Source organism: Streptomyces sp. Ru62 (genome assembly GCF_002920615.1).
Lineage (GTDB): Bacteria > Actinomycetota > Actinomycetes > Streptomycetales > Streptomycetaceae > Streptomyces.
Genome location: NZ_PQSU01000010.1, coordinates 129,501 through 154,056, shown reverse-complemented (window position 1 = coordinate 154,056; position 24,556 = coordinate 129,501). Strand labels below are relative to the sequence as shown.

Here is a 24,556-nt window from a genome sequence, read left to right as displayed (position 1 = left end):
GGCGTGCGCCGGCGGCTGGGCGAAGGGAGAATGCGCAGCGTGATCGTGGACTGCGCCATATATCGGCACGGGCACCGCACCGAGGGGCCGGAGGACCTGTCCGACGCGCTCGCCGAGGCGCGGGCGGCCGGCGGCTTCGTGTGGATCGGGCTGCACGAGCCGTCCGAGCGGGAGTTCGACCTGGTCACCCAGGAGTTCGGACTGCATCCGCTGGCCGTGGAGGACGCCCTCAAGGCACATCAGCGGCCCAAGCTGGAGGTGTACGACGACTCGCTGTTCATGGTGCTGAAGCCGGTCGTGTACGAGCCCGAGAGCGACGCGGTCTCCGCCGGGGAGGTGATGGTCTTCATCGGCGACTGTTTCGTGGTGACGGTCCGGCACGGCGAGTGTTCGCCGCTGGCGGCGGTGCGGCACCGGCTGGAGGAGGAGCCGGAGATGCTCGACAAGGGTCCCACCGCCGTGCTGTACGCCATCGCGGACGCCACCGTCGACCACTACCTGGAGGTGGCGACGGAGCTGCAGACCGACCTGGACGAGCTGGAGGCGGAGGTGTTCCAGCCGGAGACCGGCGGTTCCCGCAACACCGCGTCCCGGATCTACACCTTCAAGCGGCAGGTCCTGGAGTTCCGCCGGGCCACCGGGCCGCTGGCGCTGCCGCTGGCCCGGCTGGCCGGCAACGGCCCGATGGGCGGCACGGTGCCCTTCGTGCACGACAAGGCGCGGCCGTTCTTCCGGGACGTGGGCGACCACCTCACGCGCGTGAACGAGTCCGTGGAGGCCCTGGACCGGCTGGTGTCGGACATCCTCTCCGCCCACCTGGCGCAGATGAGCGTGCGGCAGAACGACGACATGCGGAAGATCTCCGCGTGGGCGGCGATGGCCGCGGTCCCCACGATGATCGCGGGCATCTACGGCATGAACTTCGACCACATGCCCGAGCTGCACTGGCTGTGGTCGTATCCGGCGGTGATCCTGGTGATGGCCGTGCTGGAGGTGCTGCTGTACCGGCAGTTCAAGCGGCGCGGCTGGCTGTGAGCGCGGCTCAGGCGAACTCGGGGGCGGGTGCCGCCGGTCCGCCGAGGGCGTCGCGGCGCTCGGGCATGGTGAGGGTGACCATGCGGTGCCAGCCCGCGAGGCGTTCGTACGCGTACTGGGCGTGGATGCCGGCCGCGAGCAGCGCGGACCTGGTCCTCGGCCAGCGCAGGATGCGGCCCATGTGGGCCATGACGGCGAGGCTGACGTCCCGGTGGACGCGGATCTCGGTGAGCGCGCACGCGCGCAGGGTGCGCTGGATCAGCCGGCCGTGCCCGGCGGCGGCGAGGCGCAGCAGTTCCTCGTGGGTGTAGGCGAGGTGGTTGTCCTCGTCGTCGGAGATCATGCGGACGGCCCTGCCGATCTCCGGGTGGTCGGCGAAGTGCGTCCGGAGCAGTCCCAGCTGCTCGGCGGCGCGCTGTTCGGTGACCCGGCTGTGCGCGAGGTAGACGATGACGTCCCGCACGGTCAGCGGCTCGTCCCGGCGCAGTTTGTCGTGGGCGAGGCCGATGCCGTACCGCTCCAGGAGCATCGTGTAGTCGGTCTCGGGCGGGACGGGGACGGGGCTGAGGCCGCGCTTCTTCAGCAGGGCGGCGAAGATGCGCCCGTGCTTGTCCTCGTCGGCGCCGTGCCGGGCGATCTTCGGGGCCAGCGCGCGTTCGCCCTCCGGCACCAGCGCGGCGATCCGCCCGTTCTCCCAGCCGCCCTGGGCCTCCCCGCTGGCGGCGATGGAGCAGAAGAGCCGGAAGGACTCGTCGTTGTCGAGGATCTCCTGGAACAGGCTCTTGGCCGACAGCATGGCAGGCCCCTCTCCGCAGCTCCGCCGGACTCCGCGAGAACGGATCCCGCGAAACACGAGTCAAATGCGGCGTGGAGGGGGCCGCAACAGGGGTGCGGGCGCACTGACCCGAACGGAGGACGGCGCCCGCCGGGCGGGGCGCCGGGGGCGTGGACGGGGGGCGGGGTCGGCCGGCCCTCGGTGGGGTGGCGGGGGCGGCGGGCGTGTGGCGCTGGAGGCGGGACAGTACGGGGCGTGTGCCGCTGGAGGCGGGAAAGTGCGGGGCGCGGTCGTAACCGGGCGGTGCCGAGCGCGTTGTTCTGCGTGACGGCCGTGGCGGGGAAGACCCCCGAGCCCCCACCACGGCCGCTGACGTCCCTCAGGCGAGCCCGGCGCGCTCCAGGGCCTCGCTGCCGGCCCGCAGGGAGGCGATCCGCTCCTCCAGCGTGAAGCCGGCCGGGGCCAGGCTGAGGGTGGTGACCCCGGCGGCGGCGTATGCCTTCATCCGGTCGGCGATGCGGTCGACCGAACCCAGCAGCGTGGTCTTGTCGATGAGGTCGTGCGGGATCGCGGCCGCGGCGCCCTGCTTGTCCCCGGACAGGTACTTCCGCTGGATCTCGGCGGCCTCCTTCTCGTACCCCATGCGCTGCGCGAGCCTGTTGTAGAAGTTCTGCTTGGCGCTGCCCATGCCGCCCACGTAGAGCGCGGTGTACGGCCTGAAGGTGTCCGCGAGCCGGGGCACGTCCTTGTCGTCGCCGACCGCGAGCGGCAGGGTCGGGCACACGTCGAAGCCGTCGAGCGTCAGGCCCGCCTTCTCGCGGCCGGCGCGCAGATGGGTGATCGTGGTCTCCTCCAGGTGCTCGGCGGAGGGGAAGATCAGCAGCGCCCCGTCGGCGATCTCACCGGTCTGCTCCAGGTTCTTCGGGCCGATCGCGGCGATGTAGAGCGGGATGTGCTCGCGCTGCGGGTGCACGGTCAGCTTGATCGGCTTGCCCGGGCCGCCCGGCAGCGGCAGCGTCCAGTGCTCGCCCTCGTACGTCAGCCGCTCCCGGGTCATCGCCCTGCGGACGATCTCCACGTACTCGCGGGTGCGGGCGAGCGGCTTGTCGAACTTGACGCCGTACCAGCCCTCGGAGACCTGCGGGCCCGAGACGCCGAGGCCGAGCCGGAACCGGCCGCCGGAGAGCGAGTCGAGCGTGGCCGCGGTCATCGCGGTCATCGCGGGCTGCCGGGCCGGGATCTGGAAGATGGCCGAGCCGACGTCGATGCGCTCGGTCTGCGCGGCGACCCAGCTGAGCACGGTGGCCGCGTCGGAGCCGTAGGCCTCGGCGGCCCAGCACACCGCGTAGCCCAGCCGGTCGGCCTCCTGCGCCACGGCCAGGTTGTCGCCGTCCATTCCGGCACCCCAGTAGCCGAGGTTGATCCCGAGCTGCATGGCCGAATCCCCTTACCCATGAGTAACGTCCCTGTGCGGCAGACCTTAGCGCGGGGGTGGGTGCCGGGGGCAGGGTGCCCGGCTCCGGCGGTTCGCCGGTGGTCCCTGCGGTGGCACCTCGGTGATCCCTGCGGTTGTTCCTCGGTGGTCCCTCCGGTGGTTCGTCGACGGTTCCCCGGCTGCGGACCGGTGGCGGCCGGTCACGCAGGTCGCCGGGCGTTCGGAGCGCTCCGAACGGGTTGTCCACAGGCAACCCACCGCACCGGTTCTGGCCAGTAATCTCGCGGGCATGGAGCAGAGGCATCTCGGCCGGACCGGCCTGCGCGTGTCCCGGATCGGACTCGGCACCCTCACCTGGGGCCGGGACACCGACGAGCACGACGCCGCGGACATGCTGAAGGCGTTCTGGGAGGCCGGCGGCACCCTGGTCGACACCGCGGACGTGTACGGCGACGGGGAGGCGGAGTATCTGCTGGGCCGGCTCATGGACGGGCTGGTGCCGCGCCGTGACCTGGTCATCTCCACCAAGGCGGGCAGCGTGCCCGACCCCGACCGCCGCTTCGACGGCTCCCGCGGCCATCTGCTCGCCGCGCTCGACGCCTCCCTGGCCCGCCTGGGCACCGACTACGTCGACCTGTGGCACATCCACGCTTACGACCCCGACACCCCGCTGGAGGAGACGCTCCACGCCCTCGACCTGGCGGTCGGCAGCGGCCGGGCCCGGTACGCGGGAGTGTCCAATTTCTGCGGCTGGCAACTGGCCAAGGCGGCCACCTGGCAGCTCGCCGCGCCGGGCGCCCGCACCCGGCTGGCCAGCACGCAGATGGAGTACTCGCTGCTCCAGCGGGGCGTGGAGCGCGAGGTGCTGCCCGCCGCGCTCGACCTCGGGGTGGGCCTGCTGCCCTCCTCGCCGCTCGGCCGGGGCGTACTGACCGGAAAGTACCGGCACACCACTCCCCCGGACTCGCGTGGCGCCTCCGAACATCTGGCGCCGTTCGTGGAGCCGTATCTGGACGACACGGCGACCCGCATCGTGGACGCGGTGACGACGGCCGCCGACGGGCTCGCGGTCACCCCGCTCCAGGTGGCCCTCGCCTGGGTGCGGGACCGGCCCGGGGTGGCCGCGCCGATCGTCGGCGCGCGCAACGCACAGCAGCTCACGGCGGCGTTGTCAGTGGAGGCCCTTAGTCTTCCTGACGAGATCTGCCGGGCGCTGGACGATGTGTCGGCGCCCGTGCACCGCTATCCCGATCACGACTGGAGCACGCTGTGAGCACGGAGCCGGAGACCACGGAGGAAGCCGGGCCGGGGACGCCGGACACACCGGGGACCACGGAGCAGGGCACCGACGGGGCCGTCACGGCCAAGGGCACGACCGACACCGGCGACGCGGGTGCCGTCGGCGACTCGGGTAGGGCGGACGCCGTCGGCGGCTCCGGCGATGCCGAGGGTGGCGCCGCCGCTGCCGAGGGTGGCGCCGCCGAGTTGTCCGAGGCGGAGGCCGAGTTGGCCGCGCAGCGGGTCGAGCGGGAGCGGATCGAGCGGCGCAAGGCCGAGAAGGGGGGCCCGATCGACAGCGGCGCCAAGCTCAGCGGCAAGGCGGCCGACCTGCTCGCGGCGGTCCGGGCCGTGGAGAGCGGCGAGAAGCCGGTGGCCACGGTGTTCGCGGAGCCCGCACCGGCACCGCGCCGCCCCGCCCCGGAACCGGTGCGCAGGCCCCAGCCGGCCCCCGCCCCCGTCGCACCCAGCGGCCCCGCGCCGCAGACCGTCGACGCCGTGCGCGGCGTACTGGCCGAGGGCGGCGCGCCCGACACCCTGGCTCCCCAGGTCGCCGCGGCCCTCGGTGAGGGCGCCGACAGCGCCCTCCGGGAGGACCCCTGGCAGCTCCTCCGGGTCGGCGGCGTACGGCCGGACCAGGCCGACGGTTTCGCCCGGGCGCTGCTCGGCGCGGCCTGCGGCCCGGACGACGAGCGGCGGGGCCGCGCGCTGACCGTCTGGCTGCTGGAGCAGGCGGCCGTGGCCGGGCACACCGCCCTGGAGCTGCCCACGCTCACCGCGGCGCTCGGCAAGCAGGGCGTCCCGGACCCGGACGCGGCGGTGCAGGTGGCGCTCGCCGAGGGCGAGGCGCTGGTGTTCCAGGACGCCCTGGAGGAGCCCGGCGCCGCCGCGCCCCGGACAAGCGACGAGGACACCGACGAGGAGCGGGAGCGGCCCGTCCGGGTCCTCGTCGGCCTGGAGCGGTACGCGCTGGCCGAGGAGAGCCTCGCGGACGGCCTCGCCCGGCTGGTCAACTCCGTGGCCAAGGAGGCCGGGCAGGCCTGGGAGGCGACCGCGGCCGGGTTGTCCGGCGGTGCGGCCGAGCTGGCCCGCGCGGTCGCCGGCCACGGCCTGGTGCTGCACACCGGCGGGGAGGCGGCCCGCGCCGAACCGGCCGCGTTGCTCGGTGCGGCCCGTGCGGCGGGCCTGCGGGCCTTCGCCGCCTGCCACACCCCGGACGGGCGCCGGCGTCTGGCCGAGCGGCTGGGCGGGGAGCCGGCGGAGCACGGCGTGGGCACGGTCGCGGGGCTGCTGTCCGGGGCCGAGGGCCCGGGCCGCGACGCGGACGGCGCCCTGGAACTCGATCTGCTGATCGTGCCGGACGCGCCCCAGCTCGACGTGGAGAGCGCCGCGATGCTGGTGGAGTCGCTGCCCGACGGGGCGCGGCTGCTGCTCGCCGGCGACCCCGGGGTGCTCTGGTCGGCCGGTCCGGGCCGGGTCTTCGCCGACCTGCTCGCGGCCCGTGCCTGCCCGCAGATCGCCTCCCGCGTCCCCGACCCCGGCCCGCTCGGCGAGCTGGTCTCCGGCATCGGCGTCGGAGAGCTGAACCAGGTCGCGGCGCCGGGCAAGGAGATCGTCATCGTGCCGGTGCGCGACGCGGGCGAGGCCGTGCACCGGACGGCGCAGTTGGTCGCGGACTCGGTGCCACGGGCGATCGGCGTCCCGGCCGACCATACCGTGGTGATCACCCCGGGCCACGGCGGCGCCGCGGGCACCCGCGCCCTCAACGCCGCCCTGAAGGAGCGTCTCAACCCCGGCCCCGGCCGGTTCGGCGGCTTCGACCCCGGCGACCGGATCGCCTACTCCCCCGCTCCGGGGCGCACGGTGCCGGGTGTGGTGGTGAAGGCCGACGCCGACGGGCTGCACCTGTCGTGCGCCGGCGCCCCCGTTGTCGTACCGCGCGAGCGGGTGGAGGGCGGCGTCCGGCACGGCTGGGCGCTGACCGCGCACCAGGCGGTGGGCACCCGCTGGCCGGCGGCCGTCGTCGTCCTGCCCGGCGATGCCGCGCAGGCCCTCAGCCGCCCCTGGGTGTACACGGCGTTCGGCCGGGCGGAACGGCATCTGTCCGTCGTGCACGGCGTGGAACAGGCCCTGCCGAAGGCGGTGGCGGAGGTCCCGGCCAAGCCACGCACGACCCGCCTGCAGACGCTGCTGCGCACGCAGCTCCCGGCGACCTGAGGCTTCGCCCGCGCGCCTTCCGCGGCTGGCCTTCCGCAGCGGACCTTCCTCCGCACGTCGTCCTCCGCCGCGACCGGCGATCAGTCACGGCGGCGGAGTCCGGCGGTGCCGTACCGGCCCCAGGCCCACGGCACCGCCGCCCCGGTCACGTCCGCCCTGTCACTTCTCGACCTTGATCGGCTCCAGCTCCCCGTCCCCGTCCTCTTCTTCCTCGTCCTCGTCCTCATCGACGAAGTCGATGTCGTCCTCGTCGTCGGAGACCTCGTCGTCGAACACCGCGCTCACATCGAACCGGCACACCACCTGCTGCGGATCGATGTGTTCGAACGGCGCCTCCAGCCACTCCCCGGCCTCGGGCGCCTCCTCGGCCGCGGTGACCCAGAGCGTGGAGTCGCCCTCCTCCAGGCCGAACTCCTTGTGCCGGGAGGCGATCTCGTCCGGTTCGAACTCGCCAAAGAGGATGCCCAGCGCCCCCGGGACCGTCCCGGCGGCATCGTCTTCGTCCACGACGTCGTCGTACTCCGCCGCCTCGACCCGCTGGGCCTGGGCCAGCAGCCGCTGGGGTTCCGCCACGGTGTAGTCGCGGCGGATCAGCACACTGATCGCGTTCGGTTCCTCCGGGCCCGCGTACGGCGGCAGCGCTTCCTCGGCGCTGGGGATCTCGAAGGGGGTGACCTCGTCGTAGCGGTCGTAGAGCAGTTCGTCGTACGCCTCGGCGGCAGCGGCCAGCTGGTTGAACGCCTCGGACACGGCCGGGTCGTCCTCCCCCGACCTGCGTTCGACCGCGGCGAGATGACGGTCGAGCGCGGTCTTGACGGCCTCGGCGGCGGCGCGTACCTCGGCAGCGGTGGGCTGCGCAGCATCAGACATAGTGCAGACGCTATCCGTACCGGGCACCAGCCCGCACAATAGATGCGATGCCGGAATACGAATTTGTCGACGTGTACGTACCTCGCGGGGTCTCCCGCAAGGAGGCCACACGTCTGCTGACGGACCATGCCGAGTACGGACACTGGGAGTTGGACCGACTGAGCCTGTTGCGCGACGGCAGCCGCAGGGTGCGGTTGCGCCGACGGATCATCCGCCAGGTGCGCGCGACATGGTGACCGTGATCACAGGGTGAGTGTGGACAGCTGAACGGAGCGGGCCCCGCCGGCATGGCGGGGCCCGCTCCGTTCCGGGTCAGGCCCTGGCGCGCGCCTTGCGGTAGAGCACCGCGCCCGCGAGCAGCGCGCCCGCGCCGGCCGGGAGGGCGACGCCGAGCGGCACCTCGCTGCCCGTGTGGGCGAGCTGGGCCGTGCCCAGGGGCTGGCCGGATCGGCCCACCTGGGCCTCGACCTGGGACGTACCGTGCGTCCCGGAACCGCCGTTGCCGGTCTGGGAGCCGGTGCCGGTGCCGGGGTGGCCCGGACTGCCGGGCTTACCCGGCTTACCGGGCTCCCCGGGATGACCCGGCTGCCCAGGCTCTCCCGGCTTCCCTGGCTGGCCAGGCTCTCCCGGCTTCCCCGGATGCCCGGGCTCCCCCGGGTGACCGGGGTGCCCCGGGTGACCGGGGTGACCGGGGTGCCCCGGTTTCCCGGGCGGATTGCCGTACCCGCCTTCATTGGCGCAGTCGTTCCCCACCGCGGCGTTCCCCACCCCGATGACGTCGACGCTGTTGCCGCACACGTTCACCGGGACGTCGATCGGCACCTGCACGGTGTTGCCGGAGCCGACACCCGGCGATCCGCCGGTGTGGCCGCCCGCGTGCGAGCCGCCGGAGCCGCTGTGGTGACCCCCCGGTGCGCCGCCGTGGTTGGCGCACTTGTTGCCCGCCGACGGGTTCAGGAGCCCGACGACGTTCACGGTGTTGCCGCAGATGTTCACCGGCGCGTGCACGGGCGCCTGCACCGTGTTGCCGGACAGTACGCCGGGTGAGCCCCCGGCGGAGCCCGCCGCGCCCGAGTCGGCGTGTGCGTAGCCGCCCGCGGCGGCGATGACACCGGTCGCGGCGGCCATGGTCATCAGGCTCTTGCGCGTGCCCTGTCGCATGCTGAGATCCCCCCTGCCTTCCCTGTCTTCGATCCGTGAAGACCGGTCGGCCCCGGAGCGCATGGCGCGCGCTCCGAGGCCGACGGCTCGTAAAAGACGCCCCTCAGGGAGCCGGCGTCACTTGTTGACGCAGGCGTTGCCGAAGGCGGGGTTCAGGAGCCCGATCACGTTGATCGTGTTGCCGCACACGTTCACCGGGACGTGCACGGGCACCTGGATGACGTTGCCGGAGACGACGCCCGGGGAGTGCACGGCGGCACCCTGGGCACCGGAGTCGGCGACGGCCAGGCCCGCGCCCGCGAGAACCAGCCCACCGGTGGCAGCCGCAGCAGCGACGACCTTCTTGATCATTCTTCCTCCTAGTTGGCAATGCGACCCCAAGGCGCGGGGTCACATCGGATGTAACGAGGAGGGACTGATGAAGCTACGAGCCTATCGTCGCATTCACCCTTCTCAGTCGATCTCGTACGGCTGCCCGATTACCCGGGTGCGCGCCCGGCCCCGGCCCCGGGTGCGCGCCCGGGGCCGGGGCCGGGACTCAGGACGCGTCGATGAAGCGGTCGAGCACCCGCACGCCGAACTGGAGGCCGTCCACCGGCACCCGCTCGTCCACGCCGTGGAACATGCCGGCGAAGTCCAGCTCCGGCGGCAGCTTCAGCGGTGCGAAGCCGAAGCCGCGGATGCCGAGGTCGTCGAAGGACTTGGCGTCGGTGCCGCCGGAGAGCATGTACGGGATCGCCTTGGCGGTCGGGTCCTCGGCGAGCAGGGCGGCCTGCATGGCCTCGACCAGGGCGCCGTCGAAGGTGGTCTCGACGGCCTTGTCCGCGTGCACGTCCTCGCGGCGGACCTTCGGGCCGAGCAGTCGGTCGAGGTCGGCGAGGAACTCCTCCTCGTGGCCGGGCAGGAACCGCCCGTCGATGTGCGCGGTGGCCTCGCCCGGGATGACGTTGACCTTGTAGCCGGCGGTCAGCTGGGTGGGGTTGGCGGTGTTGCGCAGGGTCGCGCCGATGAGCTTGGCGATGCCGCCGAGCTTGGCGAGGGTGGACTCCATGTCCTCCGGGTCAAGCTCGGTGCCGAGCGCGTCGCCCAGTTCGTCGAGGAAGGCCCGGGTGGTCTTGGTGACCCGGACCGGGAACGTGTGCCGGCCGACCCGGGCGACGGCCTCGGACAGCTCGGTGATGGCGTTGTCGCGGTGGATCATCGAGCCGTGCCCGGCGGTCCCGGCCACGGTCAGCTTCATCCAGTGCATGCCCTTCTCGGCCGTCTGGATCAGGTAGAGCCGCCGCTGCTCGTTCACGGTGAAGGAGAAGCCGCCGACCTCGCTGATCGCCTCGGTGACGCCCTCGAACAGCTCGGGGTGGTTGTCGACCAGGTAGCGGGCGCCGTACGTGCCGCCGGCCTCCTCGTCGGCGAGGAAGGCGACGACGACGTCCCGCGGGGGCCGGCGCCCGCTGCGCAGCCGGTCGCGGACGACCGCCAGGGTCATGGCGTCCATGTCCTTCATGTCGACGGCCCCGCGTCCCCACACACAGCCGTCGGCGATCTCGCCGGAGAACGGGTGGTGGGTCCAGTCGACCGCGTTGGCCGGTACGACGTCCAGGTGGCCGTGGATGAGCAGCGCGGGCCGGGACGGGTCCTCGCCCTCGATGCGGGCCACCGTGGAGGCGCGGCCGGGGTGGGACTCGTAGATCTTCGGCTCCAGCCCGACCTCGGCGAGCTTCTCGGCGACCCACTCGGCGGCCTTGCGCTCGCCGGGGCCGGAGTGGTCGCCGTAGTTGCTGGTGTCGAACCGGATCAGCTCGCGGCAGAGGTCCACGACCTCGTCCTCGCCGGTGACGGTCCTGGCCGTGTCCGTCTCGCTCACGCTGCTTCCTCCCACTGTCACTGCTGGTGGTCCCTGTCATCCTCTCTCCGGTGCCGCCCCGGGCCCAAGACCGGTCCCGGCCCGTCACACGCCGTTCACGCGCGAGCGGCCCCGGGACCGGGGGTGATCAGGCACCCTCGAAAGCCTGGTAATGTTTCCTTCGTCGCCGCGAGGGAAACCCCGCCGGGGGAACCTCGCACGACAGACACCTTGTCCGGGTGGCGGAATGGCAGACGCGCTAGCTTGAGGTGCTAGTGCCCTTTATCGGGCGTGGGGGTTCAAGTCCCCCCTCGGACACCAGTGAGGCCCCTGCTCAGCAGGGGCCTTTCGCGTGCCCCGGCGCCGCTTCCTAGACTTGAGGGGTGGCCCGTCGCAACGACGAGGTCGAGGCACTCCTCCAGGAGTACGCCGATCTCATCGCGATCACCGGAGGCGACGCGTTCAAGGCGCGTGCCTACGAGAAGGCGGCGCGGGCGATCGGCGGGTATCCGGTGGACGTCTCGACGCTGGACGCGGACGGGCTGCGGGAGATCCCGAGCGTGGGCCGGTCGATCGCCGAGAAGGTGGTCGAGTACCTGCGCACGGGCACGATGGCCGTGGTGGAGGAGCGCCGGGCGAAGATCCCGGCGGGGGTGCGGGAGCTGATCACGATCCCGACCCTCGGGCCGAAGAAGGCGCTGCGGCTCTACGAGGACCTGCACATCTCCTCGGTGAGCGAGCTGGCAGCGGCCATCGAGGCGGACGCGCTGGCCGATCTGAAGGGCTTCGGCGAGAAGACGCAGGAGAACATCCGGCACGGGATCGAGCTGCTCCAGCGGGCGGGCGCGCGGGTGCCGCTGTCGCTGGCGCTGGACACCGCCGAGGAGATCGTCGCCGAGCTGTCCGCCGTGACGGGCTGCGAGCGCTGCGCGTACGCCGGTTCGCTGCGCCGGATGCGGGAGACCGTCGGCGATCTGGACGTGCTGGTCTCGGCGCGGCGGTCGGCACCGTTCATGGACGCGCTGTGCGAGCTGCCGGTCACCGCGGAGGTGATCGCGCGGGGCACGAAGAAGACGTCGGTGCGCACCGGCAAGGGGCTCCAGCTGGATCTGCGGGTGGTGCCGCCGGAGTCGTGGGGCGCCGCGTTGCAGTACTTCACCGGGTCCAAGGCACACAACATCCGTACCCGGACCATCGCCGTGCACCAGGGGCTGAAGCTCTCCGAGTACGGCGTGTTCGACACCGGGAGCGGGGAGTCGGTGGCGTCCCGCACCGAGGAGGAGGTGTACGCGCGGCTCGGCCTGCCGTGGATCCCGCCGACGCTGCGCGAGGACCGCGGGGAGATCGAGGCGGCGCTGGGCGACGGGCTGCCCGCGGTGGTGACCGAGCGGGACATCCGCGGCGACCTGCACACGCACACCGATCTCACGGACGGCCTGGCCTCGCTGGAGGCGATGGTGGAGGCCGCCGCCGGGCGCGGTCACGCGTACTACGCGGTCACCGACCACGCGCCCAACCTGTATATGCAGCGCATGACGGACGAGAAGATCCTCGCCCAGCGGGAGCGGCTGCGGGAGCTGGACGGCACCCGGCACCGGATGCGGCTGCTGCACGGCACCGAGCTGAACATCGGTCCGGACGGGGAGGTGGACTGGCCGGAGGAGTTCCTGGCCGGTTTCGATCTGTGCGTGGCCTCGCTGCACTCCCACTTCGACCTGGGCCGGGCGGCGATGACGCGGCGGCTGGTGCGGGCCTGCGAGCATCCGTACGTCAACATCATCGGGCATCCCACGACCCGGCTGATCGGCAAACGGCCGGGGGTCGACGCCGACTGGGACGAGGTGTTCGCGGCCTGCGCGCGCACCGGCACCGCGCTGGAGGTCAACGCCCAGCCGGACCGGCTGGACCTGCGGGACGAGGACATCCTGCGGGCCCGGGAGCACGGGGTGAAGTTCGCCGTGAACACCGACGCGCACTCCGTCCCGCACCTCGCGCAGCTGCGCTACGGCGTGGCCACCGCGCAGCGTGGCTGGCTCACCGGGGAGGACGTGATCAACACCTGGTCGCTGACCCGGCTGCGGAGGTTCCTGCGCAAGGGCGGGCGCGCCTGAGCGTCCGGGGTCACCGCAGGGCCCGTACCGTGAGCGTGCCGCCGTCGCCGTGCTCGACGCGGGTGCCGAGGGGGCGGGCGTAGCCGTCGAGGACCGTGCGCAGCCAGGCGGTGTCCTCGGCGGAGGCGGGCTCCAGGCGCAGCCGGCGCGACTGGAAGGGCACCATCCGCAGACCGGTCAGCCGGCCGGTGCCGGGCTCGGCCGACGCCAGGTACAGCAGCCGCAGGTCGTCGCGGTAGCGCTCGTAGCCGCCGATGCCCTCGTAGTCGTCGACGAGGTCGCCGCAGCCGTACAGGACGAGCCGGTCCCGGTAGACCTCCGGTGGGCGCGGGTGGTGGGCGGAGTGCCCGTGGACGACGTCGATGCCCGCGTCGATCAGCGCGTGGGCGAAGCGGATCTCGTCGCGGGAGGCGGTGTAGCCCCAGTTGGGGCCCCAGTGGACGGACGCGACGACGAGGTCGCCGGGCCGCCGCCCGGTGCGCCGCAGGCGGTCGGCGATGTCCTTCGCGGCGGCGGTGGTCGGCGCGGTGACGAGGGCCACGCCGGGGCGTTCGGCGGTGGCGGCCCAGCTGTGCGGGATGCCGCTGGACGGCATGCCGAAGGCGAAGACCAGGACGCGTCCGCCCTGGCGCAGCGGGACGGTCGCCGGGCGCCAGGCCGCGTCCGCGTCCCGGCCCGCCCCGGCGGTGCGCAGGCCGGCGGCGGCGAGGGAGTCGAGGGTGTCCGCGAGGCCGGGCGGACCGAAGTCGAGTACGTGGTTGTTGGCGAGGACGCAGACGTCGGGGCGGACGGCGGCGAGGCAGGGCAGGTTGTCCGGGTGCATCCGGTAGTGGACGCCTTTGCCGGGCGCGAAGTCACCGTCCCGGGTGACGGCGGTCTCCAGGTTGACGACCCGTACGTCCGGGGCGGCACGCTCCAGGACGGGCAGTGCCTCGCCCCAGGGCCAGGCGGGGTCCACGGGCCGGGGTACCGGTCCGTTCGCGGTCTCCGCCAGGGCCACGTAGTCGCGGGCGTCGCGGACGCAGTCCTCGCGCAGGGCCGCGTCGCCGGGGTGCGGGAGGATCTGGTCGACGCCCCGGCCGAGCATGACGTCACCGGCGAGGAACAGGGTGACGTCCTTGTCGCCCATGGCGCGGGGCCTACACGTGCGCGGGTGCCATGTGGTCCGTGAACCAGTCACGTGCCAGCTCGGTCACCCGTTCCAGCGTGCCGGGCTCCTCGAAGAGGTGGGTGGCGCCGGGGACCACCTCCAGCCGGTTCTCGCACCGCAGTCGTGCCTGTGCGTCCCGGTTGAGCGCGAGGACCTGCGGGTCGGCGCCGCCGACGACGAGCAGGGTGGGTGCCGTCACGGCGGCCAGCCGGGGTCCGGCGAGATCGGGCCGGCCGCCGCGGGAGACGACGGCGGCGGGGCGGGCGCCGGGGTCGGCGGCGGCCCACAGGGCGGCGGCCGCGCCGGTGCTGGCGCCGAAGAAGCCGATGGCGAGCCCTTCGGTGCCGGGTTCCTCGCGCAGCCAGCGGGCGGCGTCCAGCAGCCGTCCGGCCAGCAGGGCGATGTCGAACACGTTGCCCCGGTCGGCCTCCTCCGCGTCGGTGAGCAGGTCGAACAGCAGGGTGCCGAGGCCGGCCCGGTGCAGGCCCTCGGCCACGAACCGGTTGCGCGGGCTGTGCCGGCTGCTGCCGCTGCCGTGCGCGAAGGCCACGACGCCGGTGGCGTCCTCGGGCACCGTGAGCCGTCCGCCCAGCCGGGCGCCGCCGGCGGTCACCGTCACCTCCCGGTCGGTGGAGCCGGCGCCCGCGGTGTGCCGGTGCCGGCTCGCGGCCCGGCGCAGACAGGCGGTGACCTCCTCGTCGTCGACCTGGGCGAAGTCGGCGTAGAACTGGCCGACCGCGGCGAAGTGCCACGGGGTGTCCAGGCAGACGAGTTCGTCGGCGTCCCCGCCGAGGCGCCGGGCGAAGTCCCGGGGGGCCACGGGGACGGCCAGCACGATGCGTGCGGCGTCCCGGGCGCGGGCGATCCGGCAGGCGGCACGCGCGGTGGAGCCGGTGGCCACGCCGTCGTCCACCACGACGGCGGTCCGCCCGGCGACCGAGACGGGGGGTGCGGCGCCCCGGTAGCGCGCGGCCCGTTGCTCCAGCACCCGGCGCTCGCGTTCCTCGACCCGGGCGAGGTCGTCGGTGGAGACCCCGGTGCCGCGCAGCACCTCCTGGTTGATCACGCGTACGCCGTCCTCGCCGATCGCGCCCATGCCGAGTTCGGGCTGGTACGGCACGCCCAGTTTCCGCACCAGGCAGACGTCCAGGGGCGCGTCGAGCGCCTCGGCGACCTCGGCGGCGACCGGCACCCCGCCCCGTGGGAGCCCGAGCACCACGACGTCCTGGCCCCTGAGGTACTCCAGGCGTTCGCCCAGTCTGCGTCCCGCTTCGAGGCGGTTCGTGAAGTGCACGGTGAGCTCCTTCACTCCCGTGGCTGCCACAGCGGCGCCGGGGCGTCCGTGTCGGCGGCCCCGGTCGCCTTCATGTCGCCGTCGGCGGCGCGCAGCAGCATGCGGCCCATGGCGATGAGCGCGCGCCCGGCGGCGAGTTCGTCGCCGATCTCCGGCATCGCCCGGTCGTAGGGGTTGCGGCGGGCCTCCGCATGGCTCTCGATGACGTTGTCGCCGGTGTCGAGGATGATCCGGGCCGTGGTGTCGGGATCATGCTCCGACAGATACAGGTTCAGCCGCCATTCCTTGACGGCGGGACGGCTGTTCAGGGGTCCGGTCATCGTTCCGCCACCTCGCTCCGCGGATCGTGCCGCCGACGGGCCGCCGGCCGTCCGCCGGTCCGTCGTGGCTGGTCGCGCAGTTCCCCGCGCCCCCTGAGGGGCGCTCAAGTCCGGCACTTCCACTGTGCACCCGACCCGCGGCGGACGCCTCCCCTGCCGCGGGCAGAATGGGGGCCATGACCTCGCGCACCTGCCCCTGCGGGCTCCCCCGGTCCTACGACGCCTGCTGCGGCCGCTTCCACGCGGGCCCGGCGACCGCGCCGACGGCCGAGTCGCTGATGCGCTCGCGGTACAGCGCGTTCGTCAAGGGGGACGCGGGGTATCTGCTGCGCACGTGGCATCCGCGGACCCGGCCCGCGCGGCTGGACCTCGACCCGCGGATGCGGTGGACGGGGCTGGAGATCCTGGACACCGCCGACGGATCCGCCTTCCACAGCACCGGCACGGTGACGTTCCGCGCCTCCTACCGGGGCGGCTCGCTGTACGAGCGGAGCCGGTTCGAGCGGGTGGACGGGGCGTGGGTGTACGTGGACGGGGAGTTCCTGGGCGAACAGCCCGGCTAGGGCGCCAGGATGTCCAGTTCCTGGAGGGCGCCCACGGTGATCTGCCGGGTCAGTTCCTCCGCGCGGTGCGCGTCGCGGGCGCGGACCGCCTCGGCCACCTGGACGTGCAGGGTGACGGCCGCCGGGTCGGGGTCCTCGAACATGACCTCGTGGTGGGTGCGGCCGGCCAGCACCTCCGCGACGACGTCGCCGAGGCGGGCGAACATCTCGTTGCCCGAGGCGGTGAGGACGACCCGGTGGAAGGCGATGTCGTGGACCAGGTACTTCTCCAGCTTGTGGCCGCGTGAGTTGGCCACCATGCCGAGCGCGCACTCGGTGAGCTCGGCGCACTGCTCGGCGGTGGCGTGCTGCGCGGCGAGGCCGGCCGCGACGGGTTCGATCGCGGAGCGCAGCACGGTGAGGGAGCGCAGTTGGTGCGGGCGGTCGGCGCCGGCCAGGCGCCAGCGGATGACCTGCGGGTCGTAGACGTTCCACTCGGCCTTGGGGCGGACCGTGACGCCCACCCGGCGGCGGGACTCGACCAGGTGCATGGATTCGAGCACGCGGACGGCCTCGCGCATCACGGAGCGCGACACCTCGAAGTGCTGTGCCAGCTCGTCGGTGCGCAGAACACTGCCCGGCGGGTACTCGCCCGCGGTGATCGCGGGGCCGAGGGTGTCCAGTACGCGGCCGTGCAGCCCCCGGCCCGGTGTGGTCATGCACTCAGCGTACGGCGTGGATCACTGCGACAAAAAGTCAGACTTATATGTCACAGGCTCTTGAATTCGTCGTACCTAATGGGTTTCAGTGTGGCGACGCCGCAGTGGCGTCGATGTCGAGGAAGACAGCGAGGCAGTGATGCGAACCCCCCAGGTCGTCGTCGTGATGGGCGTCGCGGGGACGGGCAAGACCACGATCGGTCCCTTGCTCGCCGCGCGGCTGGGCGTCCCGTACGCCGAGGGCGACGACTTCCACCCCCAGGCCAACATCGACAAGATGTCGGCCGGGATCCCGCTCGACGACGCCGACCGGTGGCCGTGGCTTGAGGCCATCGGGCACTGGGCGCACGGCCGGGCCGGACTGGGCGGGGTGGTCAGCAGCTCGGCGCTGAAGCGGTCGTACCGCGACCGGCTCCGGGCCGTGGCCCCCGGGATCGTGTTCCTGCACCTCACGGGCGACCGGCGGCTGATCGAGGAACGGATGTCGCAGCGTCAGGGGCACTTCATGCCCACCGCGCTGCTGGACTCCCAGTTCGCGACGCTCCAGCCCCTGGAGCCGGACGAGGCGGGAGTCGCCGTGGACGTCAGCGGCAGCCCCCAGGAGATCACCGAGCGCGCCGTACAGGCACTCGACCTGCTTCCCGACACCGCGGGCACCGCTCAGTAGCGCCCGTCAGAACACCCCCGTAACCGCAAGGGAACCCCCGTGACCAGACTCAGCGTCGAGATGCTGGCAGCGGACGCGCCTCCGCCGATCACCTCCGCCGGACACGCCCAGCTGGGCATAGCCGTCCTGGTGGGCATCGCGGTGATCGTCCTGCTCATCACCAAGTTCAAGCTCCATGCCTTCCTGGCGCTGACCATCGGGTCACTGGCGCTCGGGGCGGTCGCCGGGGCACCGCTCGACAAGGCCATCACCAGCTTCACCACCGGGCTCGGCTCCACCGTGGCCGGCGTCGGCGTCCTGATCGCGCTCGGGGCGATCCTGGGCAAGCTGCTCGCCGACTCCGGTGGTGCCGACGAGATCGTGGACACGATCCTCGCCAAGGCCGGCGGGCGCGCCATGCCCTGGGCGATGGTGCTGATCGCCTCCGTGATCGGTCTGCCGCTGTTCTTCGAGGTCGGCATCGTGCTGCTGATCCCGGTCGTGCTGATGGTCGCCAAGCGCGGCAACTACTCCCTGATGCGCATCGGTATCCCGGCGCTCGCCGGCCTGTCCGTGATGCACGGCCTGATCCCGCCGCACCCCGGCCCGCTGGTCGCCATCGACGCGGTCAAGGCCAACCTGGGCGTGACCCTGGCGCTCGGCATCCTGGTCGCCATCCCGACGGTGATCATCGCCGGTCCGCTGTTCTCCAAGGTCGCGGCCCGCTGGGTGGACGTGCCGGCACCCGACCGGATGCTGCCGCAGCGCGCCTCGGAGGAGCTTGAGCGCCGTCCGGGCTTCGGCGCGACGCTGGCCACCGTGCTGCTGCCGGTGGTGCTGATGCTGGCCAAGGCGCTGGTGGACATCGTCATCGACGACCCCGCGAACACGACCCAGCGCGTCTTCGACGTCGTCGGCTCCCCGCTGATCGCGCTGCTCGCCGCCGTGATCGTCGGCTTCTTCACGCTGGGCCGGCCCGCCGGGTTCACCAAGGACCGGCTCCAGCAGACCGTCGAGAAGGGCCTCATGCCCATCGCCGGCATCCTGCTGATCGTGGGCGCGGGCGGCGGCTTCAAGCAGACGCTGATCGACTCGGGCGTCGGCCAGATGATCCTGGACGTCTCCAAGGACTGGTCGATCCCGGCGCTGCTGCTGGCCTGGCTGATCGCGGTGGCGATCCGGCTGGCGACCGGCTCGGCGACGGTGGCGACGGTCTCGGCGGCCGGCCTGGTCGCGCCGCTCGCGGCCGACATGTCGACCACGCACACGGCCCTGCTCGTCCTGGCCATCGGCGCGGGCTCGCTGTTCTTCAGCCATGTCAACGACGCCGGTTTCTGGCTGGTGAAGGAGTACTTCGGGCTGAGCGTCGGGCAGACCGTGAAGACCTGGTCGGTGATGGAGACGATCATCTCGGTGGTCGCCGGCGGCCTGGTCCTGCTCCTCTCCCTGATCATCTAGGGGTACGACGGTGACGGCTCACCCCCTCTTCGACATCAGCGGTCGTACGGCGCTGGTCACCGGGTCCAGCCGGGGCATCGGCCTCGCGCTGGCCCGGGGCCTGGCCGAGGCCGGCTGCACGGTGGTCCTCAACGGGCGCGACCCCGCTCGGCTGGCCGAGGCCGCGGCGGGCCTTCCCGGTGCGGTGCGTACGGCGGTGTTCGACGTGACCGACGGGCCGGCCGTGGCCGCCGGGATCGCGGACGTCGAGGAGCGGGTGGGCCCGCTCGACATCCTCGTCAACAACGCGGGCATGCAACTGCGCGCCCCCCTGCTGGAGTTCGCGGACGCCGACTGGCACCGCATCCTGGACACCAACCTCACCAGCGCGTTCCTCGTCGGCCGGGAGGCCGCCCGGCGGATGACGGCGCGCGGTCACGGCAAGATCATCAACATCTGCTCGCTGCAGAGCGAGGTGGTCCGCCCCGGGATCGCGCCGTACGCGGCGACCAAGGGCGCGCTGAAGATGCTCACCAAGGGCATGTGCGCCGACTGGGGGCCGTACGGCGTCCAGGTCAACGGCCTCGGCCCCGGCTACATCGAGACCGAGTTGACCCGGCCCCTCGTCGAGGACGAGGAGTTCAGCGCGTGGGTGCGCCGCCGCACCCCCGCCGGGCGCTGGGGCCGCACCGAGGACCTGGTGGGCGGGCTGCTCTTCCTCGCCTCGCCCGCGGCGGACTTCGTCGGCGGGCAGGTGCTGTACGTCGACGGCGGCATGACGAGCGTGCTGTGAAAGGGGCGGCGGGCGTGCTGGGGTGTGTGATCCACGGAGCCGGCGATCTGCGGGTGGAGGAGCTGACACCGCCTCGGCCCGGGACCGGCGAGGCGCTGGTGGCGGTCCGGTACGGCGGGGTGTGCGGGTCCGATCTGCACTACTGGCGGCACGGCGGGGTCGGGGACTTCCGGCTCCGCGAACCGATGGTGCTCGGGCACGAGGTGGTCGGCACGGTGGTGTCCTACGGCCCCGGGGCCACCGGTCCCGCTCCGGGTACGGCGGTCGCCGTGCACCCGGCCACGCCGTGCGGGACGTGCCCGGAGTGCGCCGGCGGACGGGCGAACGTGTGCCGCGACACCCGGTATCTGGGCAGTGCGGCGCGGTTCCCGCATGTGCAGGGCGGTTTCGCCGGCCGAGTGGCCGTTCCCGCCGGCCAGTTGAGGGCGCTGCCGGACGGGCTCGGGCTGCGCCGGGCCGCGCTGGCCGAGCCGCTGTCGGTGGCGCTGCACGCGGTGCGGCGGGCCGGGGAGGTGGCCGGACGTCATGTGCTGGTCACCGGGGCCGGGCCGATCGGGTGCCTGGTCGTCGCGGCGGCCAGGGCGGCGGGCGCGGCGCGGGTGACGGTGACCGACCTGGTGCCCGAGGCGCTGGGGTACGCGGCCGTCGCCGGTGCCGACACGCTGGTGCGGGCCGACGATCCGGACGATCCCGGGTGGCCGGCGGAGGTGGACGTGGCCGTGGAGGCGTCGGGGGTGGCCGCCGGCCTGGACACCTGTCTGCGGCGGGTGCGCCGCGGGGGTGTGGTCGTCCAGCTCGGGATGCTGCCGGCCGGGCGGACGCCGTTCGCGGGGAACCTGGTGGTGAGCCGGGAGATCGAACTGCGGGGCGCGTTCCGGTTCGACGCCGAGTTCGACGACGCGCTGGAACTGCTCGCCGGCCGGGGCGAGTTCGACGGGCTGATCAGTTCAGTGGCCCCCGTGGCAGCAGCGGAGTCCGCGTTCGCGCTGGCCGCCGACCGGGGGCGGTCGTGCAAGGTGCTGTTGGAGTTCTGAGCGGGACAGGGGCTACGGGCGCCAGAGCGGGTGTTCCCGGTTCGCCCACTGCTCGCTCACCGTTCCCGTCCGCAGCCCCCGCCTCGCCTCCGGGTCGCCCAGGGCCATGCCGATGTGGCCGGCCAGGACCACGCCGATCGTCAGGGCCAGCCAGTCGTGGACGAAGGTCGCCGAGGTGCGCCACATCAGCGGGGTGAGACGGGTGAACCACATCATCAGGCCGGTGCCGAGCATGACCAGGGTCGCGCCGGCGATCCACGCGGCGTAGACCTTCTGGCCCGCGTTGAACTTGCCCGCGGGGCGCGAGCCGTGACGCCGGTCGCGGCGCAGCGCGGCCCGCAGCCAGACCCGGTCGTGCGGGCCGAAGCGGTTGAGGAAGCGCAGGTCGGCGCGGAAGGCGCGGGAGACCAGGCCCAGCAGGACCGGCGCGGGCAGCGCGAGCCCCGCGCACTCGTGCACCCGGACGACCAGTTCCCGGCGGCCGACCAGGACCGCCAGTTGCGGGATGTAGAGGACGGCCGCGGTCACCACGCACACGCCCATCAGCGCGGCCGTCGCGCGGTGCACCCAGCGTTCGGCGGGGGTGAAGCGGTGGACGCGGGTGCCCGGCGGGGCCGGGGTCTCAGCTCGTAGGCTCATCGTCGCGTCCGTTCGAGCGGCCGACCCAGGCGTCGACGTCGTAGCCGAGGTCCTCCCAGTAGCCCGGCTTCACCCGGTCGGTGACGGTGATGCCGGAGAGCCACTTGGCGGACTTGTAGAAGTACATGGGGGCGACGTAGAGGCGGACCGGGCCGCCGTGGTCGTGGCCGATGTCCTCGTCCTGCATGCGCAGGGCGACCAGCACGTCCGGGCGGCGCGCCTGGTCGAGGGTGAGGCTCTCGGTGTAGGTGCCGTCGAAGCAGGTGAAGCGGAGCGCCTTGGCGGAGGAGCGGACGCCCGCGGCGTCGAGCAGGTGGGACAGGCGTACGCCCTCGAACGGAGTGCCGGGGACCCGCCAGCCGGTGACGCACTGGACGTCCTTGACCAGCCGGGTCTGCGGCAGGGCGCGCAGCTCGTCGAGGGTGTAGCCCCGCGGGTGGTCGACCAGGCCGTCGATGGTGAGGCGGTAGTCGGCGGCGGTCTTGTGCGGCACGGACGCGGCGACGGAGTAGTAGCGGAAGCCGCCGCCATTGGGCAGCAGACCGGTCAGGCCCGTGGGGTCCTTGCCGGCGACACCGCCGAGGAACCCTTCGACGCCGCGTTGCAGCGCGGGTGCCGCGACCACGCCGAGCGCGCCCAGGCCGAGGGTGCCGAGGAAGACCCGGCGGCCGATGGGCCGGCCGTCCCGCTCAGGTGCCTGTCCGCCGGATTGTTCAGAGTTCACGTGTTCATTCGAGCACTCGGGGCCGCACGGGGCCAGGCGATCGGGCCACTGGTCAGATTTCCGTAATCACTTCTTACGTGCGTCACTTCTCGGCGTACGGCGTCCGGGCCCCGGTCTCTCAGTGCCCGAGCGCGCGGGCGCGGGCCGCGTGGAAGGCCGCGAGGGGATCGGGGTGCGCGTACGACCAGGGCGCCGGGGTGGCGTGCGCGCCGATGCGCTGGAAGAGGGCCGCCGCCTCGGCCGGGCGGCCGGCGCAGGACAGGGCGAACGCGAGGTGGTTGAGGTCGACGTGGCGGCGCGGGTGTTCGTCGTGTTCCCACTCCAGCCACCAGTCGAAGCAGGCGCGCAGGATGCGCCGGGCGCGCGGGCCGGACCAGTGCCCGGAGGCGGCCGGGTCGGCGGGGGCGAGGCCGGTAACGGCCAGGACCCGGTAGCGCTCGGCGTAGGCGACGACCGGCAGGACGGCCAGCGGGGAGTCGGCGGGGGCCTCGGCGGCGGCCAGCTCGGCGAGGTCGTACACCTCGTGGGCCTCGGCCCGGCCGCCGGCGGGCCGTTCGGCGAGGCGGGCGATCAGCAGGTGGTGGGCGTGGTGGTGCTCGGGGTGGCGGCGGCGCAGTCCGGCGAAGGCCGCGAGCACCTCGCGCTCCGGGCCGAGGGCGCGGGCGAGCAGCAGCCGGCCGAGCCAGGGGGTGGGGTCGTCGGGGGCGAGCGCGGCGGCCGTGTCGCAGGCCTCGCGGGCCGGGCCGGGTTTCTCCGTGCCGCGTAAGGCGCGGTGCACCAGGGCCAGGGCGAGCAGGGTGGTGGCGTCGGCGGAGCCGGGCTCGGCGGTCAGCCAGTCGCTCGCCCAGGCGGCGGCGCAGGGGTTCTGGGCGAGCGCGGTGAGGCGGTGGCCGCGGCGGTCCCAGTCATCGCCGGTGTGCACCAGCAGGGAGCGTGCGGCCTGCCGCCGGCCCTGGGCCAACGCGGCCCGGGCGGTGCGCAGTTCCGCGTCGTCCAGGGCGGCGTCGAAGGCCCCGGAGGCGTCCTCGGCGGTCTCGCCGGACGGTTCCGTGTGGGCCCGGCGAGTGCCGAGCAGAGGCGGGAGAGGGGGCACCGCGGGACTTCCTGTTTCTCGGGCTGCCATCGACCGATCACGCACAGCAAACCCTCAGCCAAGGTTTGCGTCAAGCGGAACGGTGATGGTACGAGCTTCAACTTCCTTACGGGCAACGGAACTTGATCGTCCCGATGCAGGTGGGCCGGGTCGCTCGAAGCCCGGGCCGGGAAGGTTCCTGTGGCGTATGCCATCCCGTTTCCGGGCGCACGCCCCGGCTTCTGTGGCGTACGCCATGGCGCCGCGGGTCCCGGCCCCGGACCATGGCGAGTCAGGCCCCGGACCACGACGAGTCAACCGCCCGGTTCCGGGTACTTCCGGGGCAATGCCGTCCCGGGAGCGCTACAGTCGGCCACTACCGCCCGTGGTACGGCCGGATGATCGAGGTACACAGCGTGTCGGTTCTGGTTCTCCTTCTCGCCGTGAGCGCGGCCTGCTGTCTGGGTTTCGGATTCGTGCTCCAGCAGAACGCGGCGCAGAAGGCCCCGCTCAGCGACTTCCTCTCCTTCCGACTGCTGCTCGACCTCATGCGGATACCACGCTGGCTGGGCGGTCTCGGGCTGATGGTGGCCGGCATGGTGCTCGGCGCGATCGCCCTCGGCAAGGGCGAGATCTCCCTGGTCGAGCCGCTGCTCGCGACCAACCTGCTGTTCGCCCTCGCCCTCTCCCGGCACCAGACCGGGCAACCGCTCGGCCGCCAGGGCTGGGCGGGGCTGCTGCTGCTCGCGGGCGGGGTGAGCGCGTTCATCGTCGCGGGCGAGCCGCGCGGCGGCACGGCGGTCACCGATCCGCTGCGGCACTGGCTGATCATCGGAGCGGTGGTGGGCGCGGCCCTGGTCCTGACGACGTACGCCAAGCGCTCCCGGCTGAGCTGGGGCCCGGTGCTGCTGGCCCTGGCGGCCGGGCTGCTCTACGGCGTCCAGGACGCGCTGACCCGGGTGAGCGGCACCCGCTTCTCCGACGGCGGCCTCACCGAACTGTTCACCGGCTGGCAGCCGTACGGCGTGGTGGCCTGCGGGGTCACCGGCCTGGTCCTGGTGCAGAGCGCGTTCGAGACGGCCCCGCTGCGCATGTCGCTGCCCGCGCTCACGGCGGCCGAGCCGCTCGCCGGGATCCTGTGCGGCGTGGGCTTCATGGGCGACCGGCTGCGCACCGACACCGGGGCGCTGGCCGGGGAGGCGGCCGGGCTCGCGGCGGTGGTGGCGGGCATCGTGCTGCTCGGACTGCATCCCGCGATGCCGTGCGGCACTGCGGAGACAGAACCGGGCACCCGGGACCTCCAACGCCGCTGAGCGTGCCGCGCCCGGGCGGGGCGGCCCTGCCCGGACCAGGCGCCCCTTGCCCGGCCGGGGGGCAGCCTGCCCGGGCGGGGCTGCCCTGCCCGCACGAAACGGCCCCGCCCGAACCAGGCGACCCGGCCCCCGCACGGGACACCCCGGC

The 24,556-nt window shown here is 73.4% G+C and carries 24 protein-coding genes and 1 tRNA gene; 12 read left to right on the top strand and 13 right to left on the bottom strand.

Annotation, left to right across the window (positions count from 1 at the left end; translation table 11 throughout):
* The first annotated feature begins 39 nt into the window (after window positions 1-39).
* Complete coding sequence (gene corA / locus C3492_RS15665; RefSeq protein WP_181140383.1) at window positions 40-1,035, top strand: magnesium/cobalt transporter CorA; 996 nt, start codon at window positions 40-42, stop codon at window positions 1,033-1,035.
* A gap of 7 nt (window positions 1,036-1,042) precedes the next feature.
* Here corA and C3492_RS15660 read toward each other — a convergent pair whose 3' ends face one another.
* Both C3492_RS15660 and C3492_RS15655 read right to left on the bottom strand, forming a co-directional pair.
* Window positions 1,043-1,831: a hypothetical protein gene (locus C3492_RS15660; protein WP_103812372.1), complete on the bottom strand. Its 789-nt coding sequence runs from the start codon at window positions 1,829-1,831 to the stop codon at window positions 1,043-1,045.
* Window positions 1,832-2,189: 358 nt separating this feature from the next.
* Complete coding sequence (locus C3492_RS15655) at window positions 2,190-3,245, bottom strand: LLM class F420-dependent oxidoreductase (protein WP_103812371.1); 1,056 nt, start codon at window positions 3,243-3,245, stop codon at window positions 2,190-2,192.
* Between the two features lie 289 nt (window positions 3,246-3,534).
* Here C3492_RS15655 and C3492_RS15650 point away from each other — a divergent pair, with 289 nt between their 5' ends.
* The gene (locus C3492_RS15650; protein WP_103812370.1) at window positions 3,535-4,518 is read left to right on the top strand and encodes an aldo/keto reductase; all 984 of its coding nucleotides are present in this window, start codon (window positions 3,535-3,537) and stop codon (window positions 4,516-4,518) included.
* Window positions 4,515-6,740: a helix-hairpin-helix domain-containing protein gene (locus C3492_RS15645; RefSeq protein ID WP_103812369.1), complete on the top strand. Its 2,226-nt coding sequence runs from the start codon at window positions 4,515-4,517 to the stop codon at window positions 6,738-6,740. Before C3492_RS15650 ends, C3492_RS15645 begins: the two co-directional genes overlap by 4 nt.
* A 159-nt stretch (window positions 6,741-6,899) precedes the next feature.
* Here C3492_RS15645 and C3492_RS15640 read toward each other — a convergent pair whose 3' ends face one another.
* Window positions 6,900-7,610, bottom strand: coding sequence for a hypothetical protein (locus C3492_RS15640; RefSeq protein ID WP_103812368.1), 711 nt, complete (start codon window positions 7,608-7,610; stop codon window positions 6,900-6,902).
* A gap of 47 nt (window positions 7,611-7,657) precedes the next feature.
* Here C3492_RS15640 and C3492_RS15635 point away from each other — a divergent pair, with 47 nt between their 5' ends.
* On the top strand, window positions 7,658-7,846 hold the full coding sequence (locus C3492_RS15635) for a DUF5703 family protein (RefSeq protein WP_014671721.1): 189 nt from the start codon (window positions 7,658-7,660) through the stop codon (window positions 7,844-7,846).
* Between the two features lie 76 nt (window positions 7,847-7,922).
* On the opposite strand, the gene C3492_RS46650 is transcribed toward C3492_RS15635, so the two are convergent.
* The 3 genes from C3492_RS46650 to C3492_RS15620 form a co-directional block, all read right to left on the bottom strand.
* The gene (locus C3492_RS46650) at window positions 7,923-8,771 is read right to left on the bottom strand and encodes a chaplin family protein (RefSeq protein ID WP_103812367.1); all 849 of its coding nucleotides are present in this window, start codon (window positions 8,769-8,771) and stop codon (window positions 7,923-7,925) included.
* Window positions 8,772-8,888: 117 nt separating this feature from the next.
* Window positions 8,889-9,122: a chaplin ChpH gene (gene chpH / locus C3492_RS15625; RefSeq protein WP_014671723.1), complete on the bottom strand. Its 234-nt coding sequence runs from the start codon at window positions 9,120-9,122 to the stop codon at window positions 8,889-8,891.
* A 187-nt stretch (window positions 9,123-9,309) separates the two neighbouring features.
* On the bottom strand, window positions 9,310-10,635 hold the full coding sequence (locus C3492_RS15620; RefSeq protein WP_103812366.1) for a M20/M25/M40 family metallo-hydrolase: 1,326 nt from the start codon (window positions 10,633-10,635) through the stop codon (window positions 9,310-9,312).
* A gap of 212 nt (window positions 10,636-10,847) precedes the next feature.
* Here C3492_RS15620 and C3492_RS15615 point away from each other — a divergent pair.
* Window positions 10,848-10,935, top strand: a tRNA-Leu gene (locus tag C3492_RS15615).
* A gap of 62 nt (window positions 10,936-10,997) precedes the next feature.
* Entirely contained in the window at window positions 10,998-12,725 is a 1,728-nt protein-coding gene (polX, locus tag C3492_RS15610) for a DNA polymerase/3'-5' exonuclease PolX (RefSeq protein ID WP_103812365.1), read from the top strand.
* Between the two features lie 10 nt (window positions 12,726-12,735).
* Here the strand turns inward: polX and C3492_RS15605 are convergent, their stop codons facing one another.
* Genes C3492_RS15605 through C3492_RS15595 form a run of 3 tightly spaced genes read right to left on the bottom strand, consistent with a single transcriptional unit; the run spans window position 12,736 to window position 15,489 of the window.
* Window positions 12,736-13,854: a CapA family protein gene (locus C3492_RS15605; RefSeq protein ID WP_103812364.1), complete on the bottom strand. Its 1,119-nt coding sequence runs from the start codon at window positions 13,852-13,854 to the stop codon at window positions 12,736-12,738.
* Between the two features lie 10 nt (window positions 13,855-13,864).
* Entirely contained in the window at window positions 13,865-15,169 is a 1,305-nt protein-coding gene (locus C3492_RS15600; protein WP_103812468.1) for a phosphoribosyltransferase family protein, read from the bottom strand.
* Between the two features lie 11 nt (window positions 15,170-15,180).
* A complete protein-coding gene (locus C3492_RS15595) occupies window positions 15,181-15,489 on the bottom strand; it encodes a dsRBD fold-containing protein (protein ID WP_103812363.1) in 309 nt (102 codons plus the stop codon).
* A 176-nt stretch (window positions 15,490-15,665) separates the two neighbouring features.
* Between C3492_RS15595 and C3492_RS15590 the strand changes: the two genes are divergently transcribed.
* Window positions 15,666-16,052 carry a YchJ family protein gene (locus C3492_RS15590; RefSeq protein WP_103812362.1) on the top strand — a complete coding sequence of 129 codons (387 nt, stop codon included), beginning with the start codon at window positions 15,666-15,668 and terminating at the stop codon, window positions 16,050-16,052.
* Here the strand turns inward: C3492_RS15590 and C3492_RS15585 are convergent.
* Complete coding sequence (locus tag C3492_RS15585; RefSeq protein WP_103812361.1) at window positions 16,049-16,750, bottom strand: FadR/GntR family transcriptional regulator; 702 nt, start codon at window positions 16,748-16,750, stop codon at window positions 16,049-16,051. The two genes, C3492_RS15590 and C3492_RS15585, sit on opposite strands and share 4 nt — an antisense overlap.
* A gap of 139 nt (window positions 16,751-16,889) precedes the next feature.
* Between C3492_RS15585 and C3492_RS15580 the strand changes: the two genes are divergently transcribed.
* Genes C3492_RS15580 through C3492_RS15565 form a run of 4 tightly spaced genes read left to right on the top strand, consistent with a single transcriptional unit; the run spans window position 16,890 to window position 20,660 of the window.
* Window positions 16,890-17,417, top strand: a complete 528-nt coding sequence (locus tag C3492_RS15580) for a gluconokinase (RefSeq protein ID WP_103812360.1) — start codon at window positions 16,890-16,892, stop codon at window positions 17,415-17,417.
* Between the two features lie 39 nt (window positions 17,418-17,456).
* Window positions 17,457-18,854 (top strand): GntP family permease, encoded by a 1,398-nt coding sequence (locus C3492_RS15575; RefSeq protein ID WP_103812359.1) that lies wholly within the window; start codon window positions 17,457-17,459, stop codon window positions 18,852-18,854.
* 10 nt (window positions 18,855-18,864) lie between these two features.
* The gene (locus C3492_RS15570) at window positions 18,865-19,626 is read left to right on the top strand and encodes an SDR family oxidoreductase (RefSeq protein WP_103812358.1); all 762 of its coding nucleotides are present in this window, start codon (window positions 18,865-18,867) and stop codon (window positions 19,624-19,626) included.
* 14 nt (window positions 19,627-19,640) lie between these two features.
* Window positions 19,641-20,660 carry an L-idonate 5-dehydrogenase gene (locus C3492_RS15565; protein ID WP_103812467.1) on the top strand — a complete coding sequence of 340 codons (1,020 nt, stop codon included), beginning with the start codon at window positions 19,641-19,643 and terminating at the stop codon, window positions 20,658-20,660.
* 12 nt (window positions 20,661-20,672) lie between these two features.
* Here C3492_RS15565 and C3492_RS15560 read toward each other — a convergent pair whose 3' ends face one another.
* The 3 genes from C3492_RS15560 to C3492_RS15550 form a co-directional block, all read right to left on the bottom strand.
* Complete coding sequence (locus C3492_RS15560) at window positions 20,673-21,299, bottom strand: cytochrome b/b6 domain-containing protein (protein ID WP_103812357.1); 627 nt, start codon at window positions 21,297-21,299, stop codon at window positions 20,673-20,675.
* Window positions 21,283-22,023, bottom strand: coding sequence for a molybdopterin-dependent oxidoreductase (locus tag C3492_RS15555; protein ID WP_103812356.1), 741 nt, complete (start codon window positions 22,021-22,023; stop codon window positions 21,283-21,285). Before C3492_RS15555 ends, C3492_RS15560 begins: the two co-directional genes overlap by 17 nt.
* Before the next feature lie 118 nt (window positions 22,024-22,141).
* Window positions 22,142-23,116 carry a hypothetical protein gene (locus C3492_RS15550; protein ID WP_103812355.1) on the bottom strand — a complete coding sequence of 325 codons (975 nt, stop codon included), beginning with the start codon at window positions 23,114-23,116 and terminating at the stop codon, window positions 22,142-22,144.
* A gap of 395 nt (window positions 23,117-23,511) precedes the next feature.
* On the opposite strand from C3492_RS15550, the gene C3492_RS15545 reads away from it, so the two are divergent.
* The gene (locus C3492_RS15545) at window positions 23,512-24,408 is read left to right on the top strand and encodes a DMT family transporter (protein WP_103812466.1); all 897 of its coding nucleotides are present in this window, start codon (window positions 23,512-23,514) and stop codon (window positions 24,406-24,408) included.
* Window positions 24,409-24,556 lie beyond the last annotated feature (148 nt).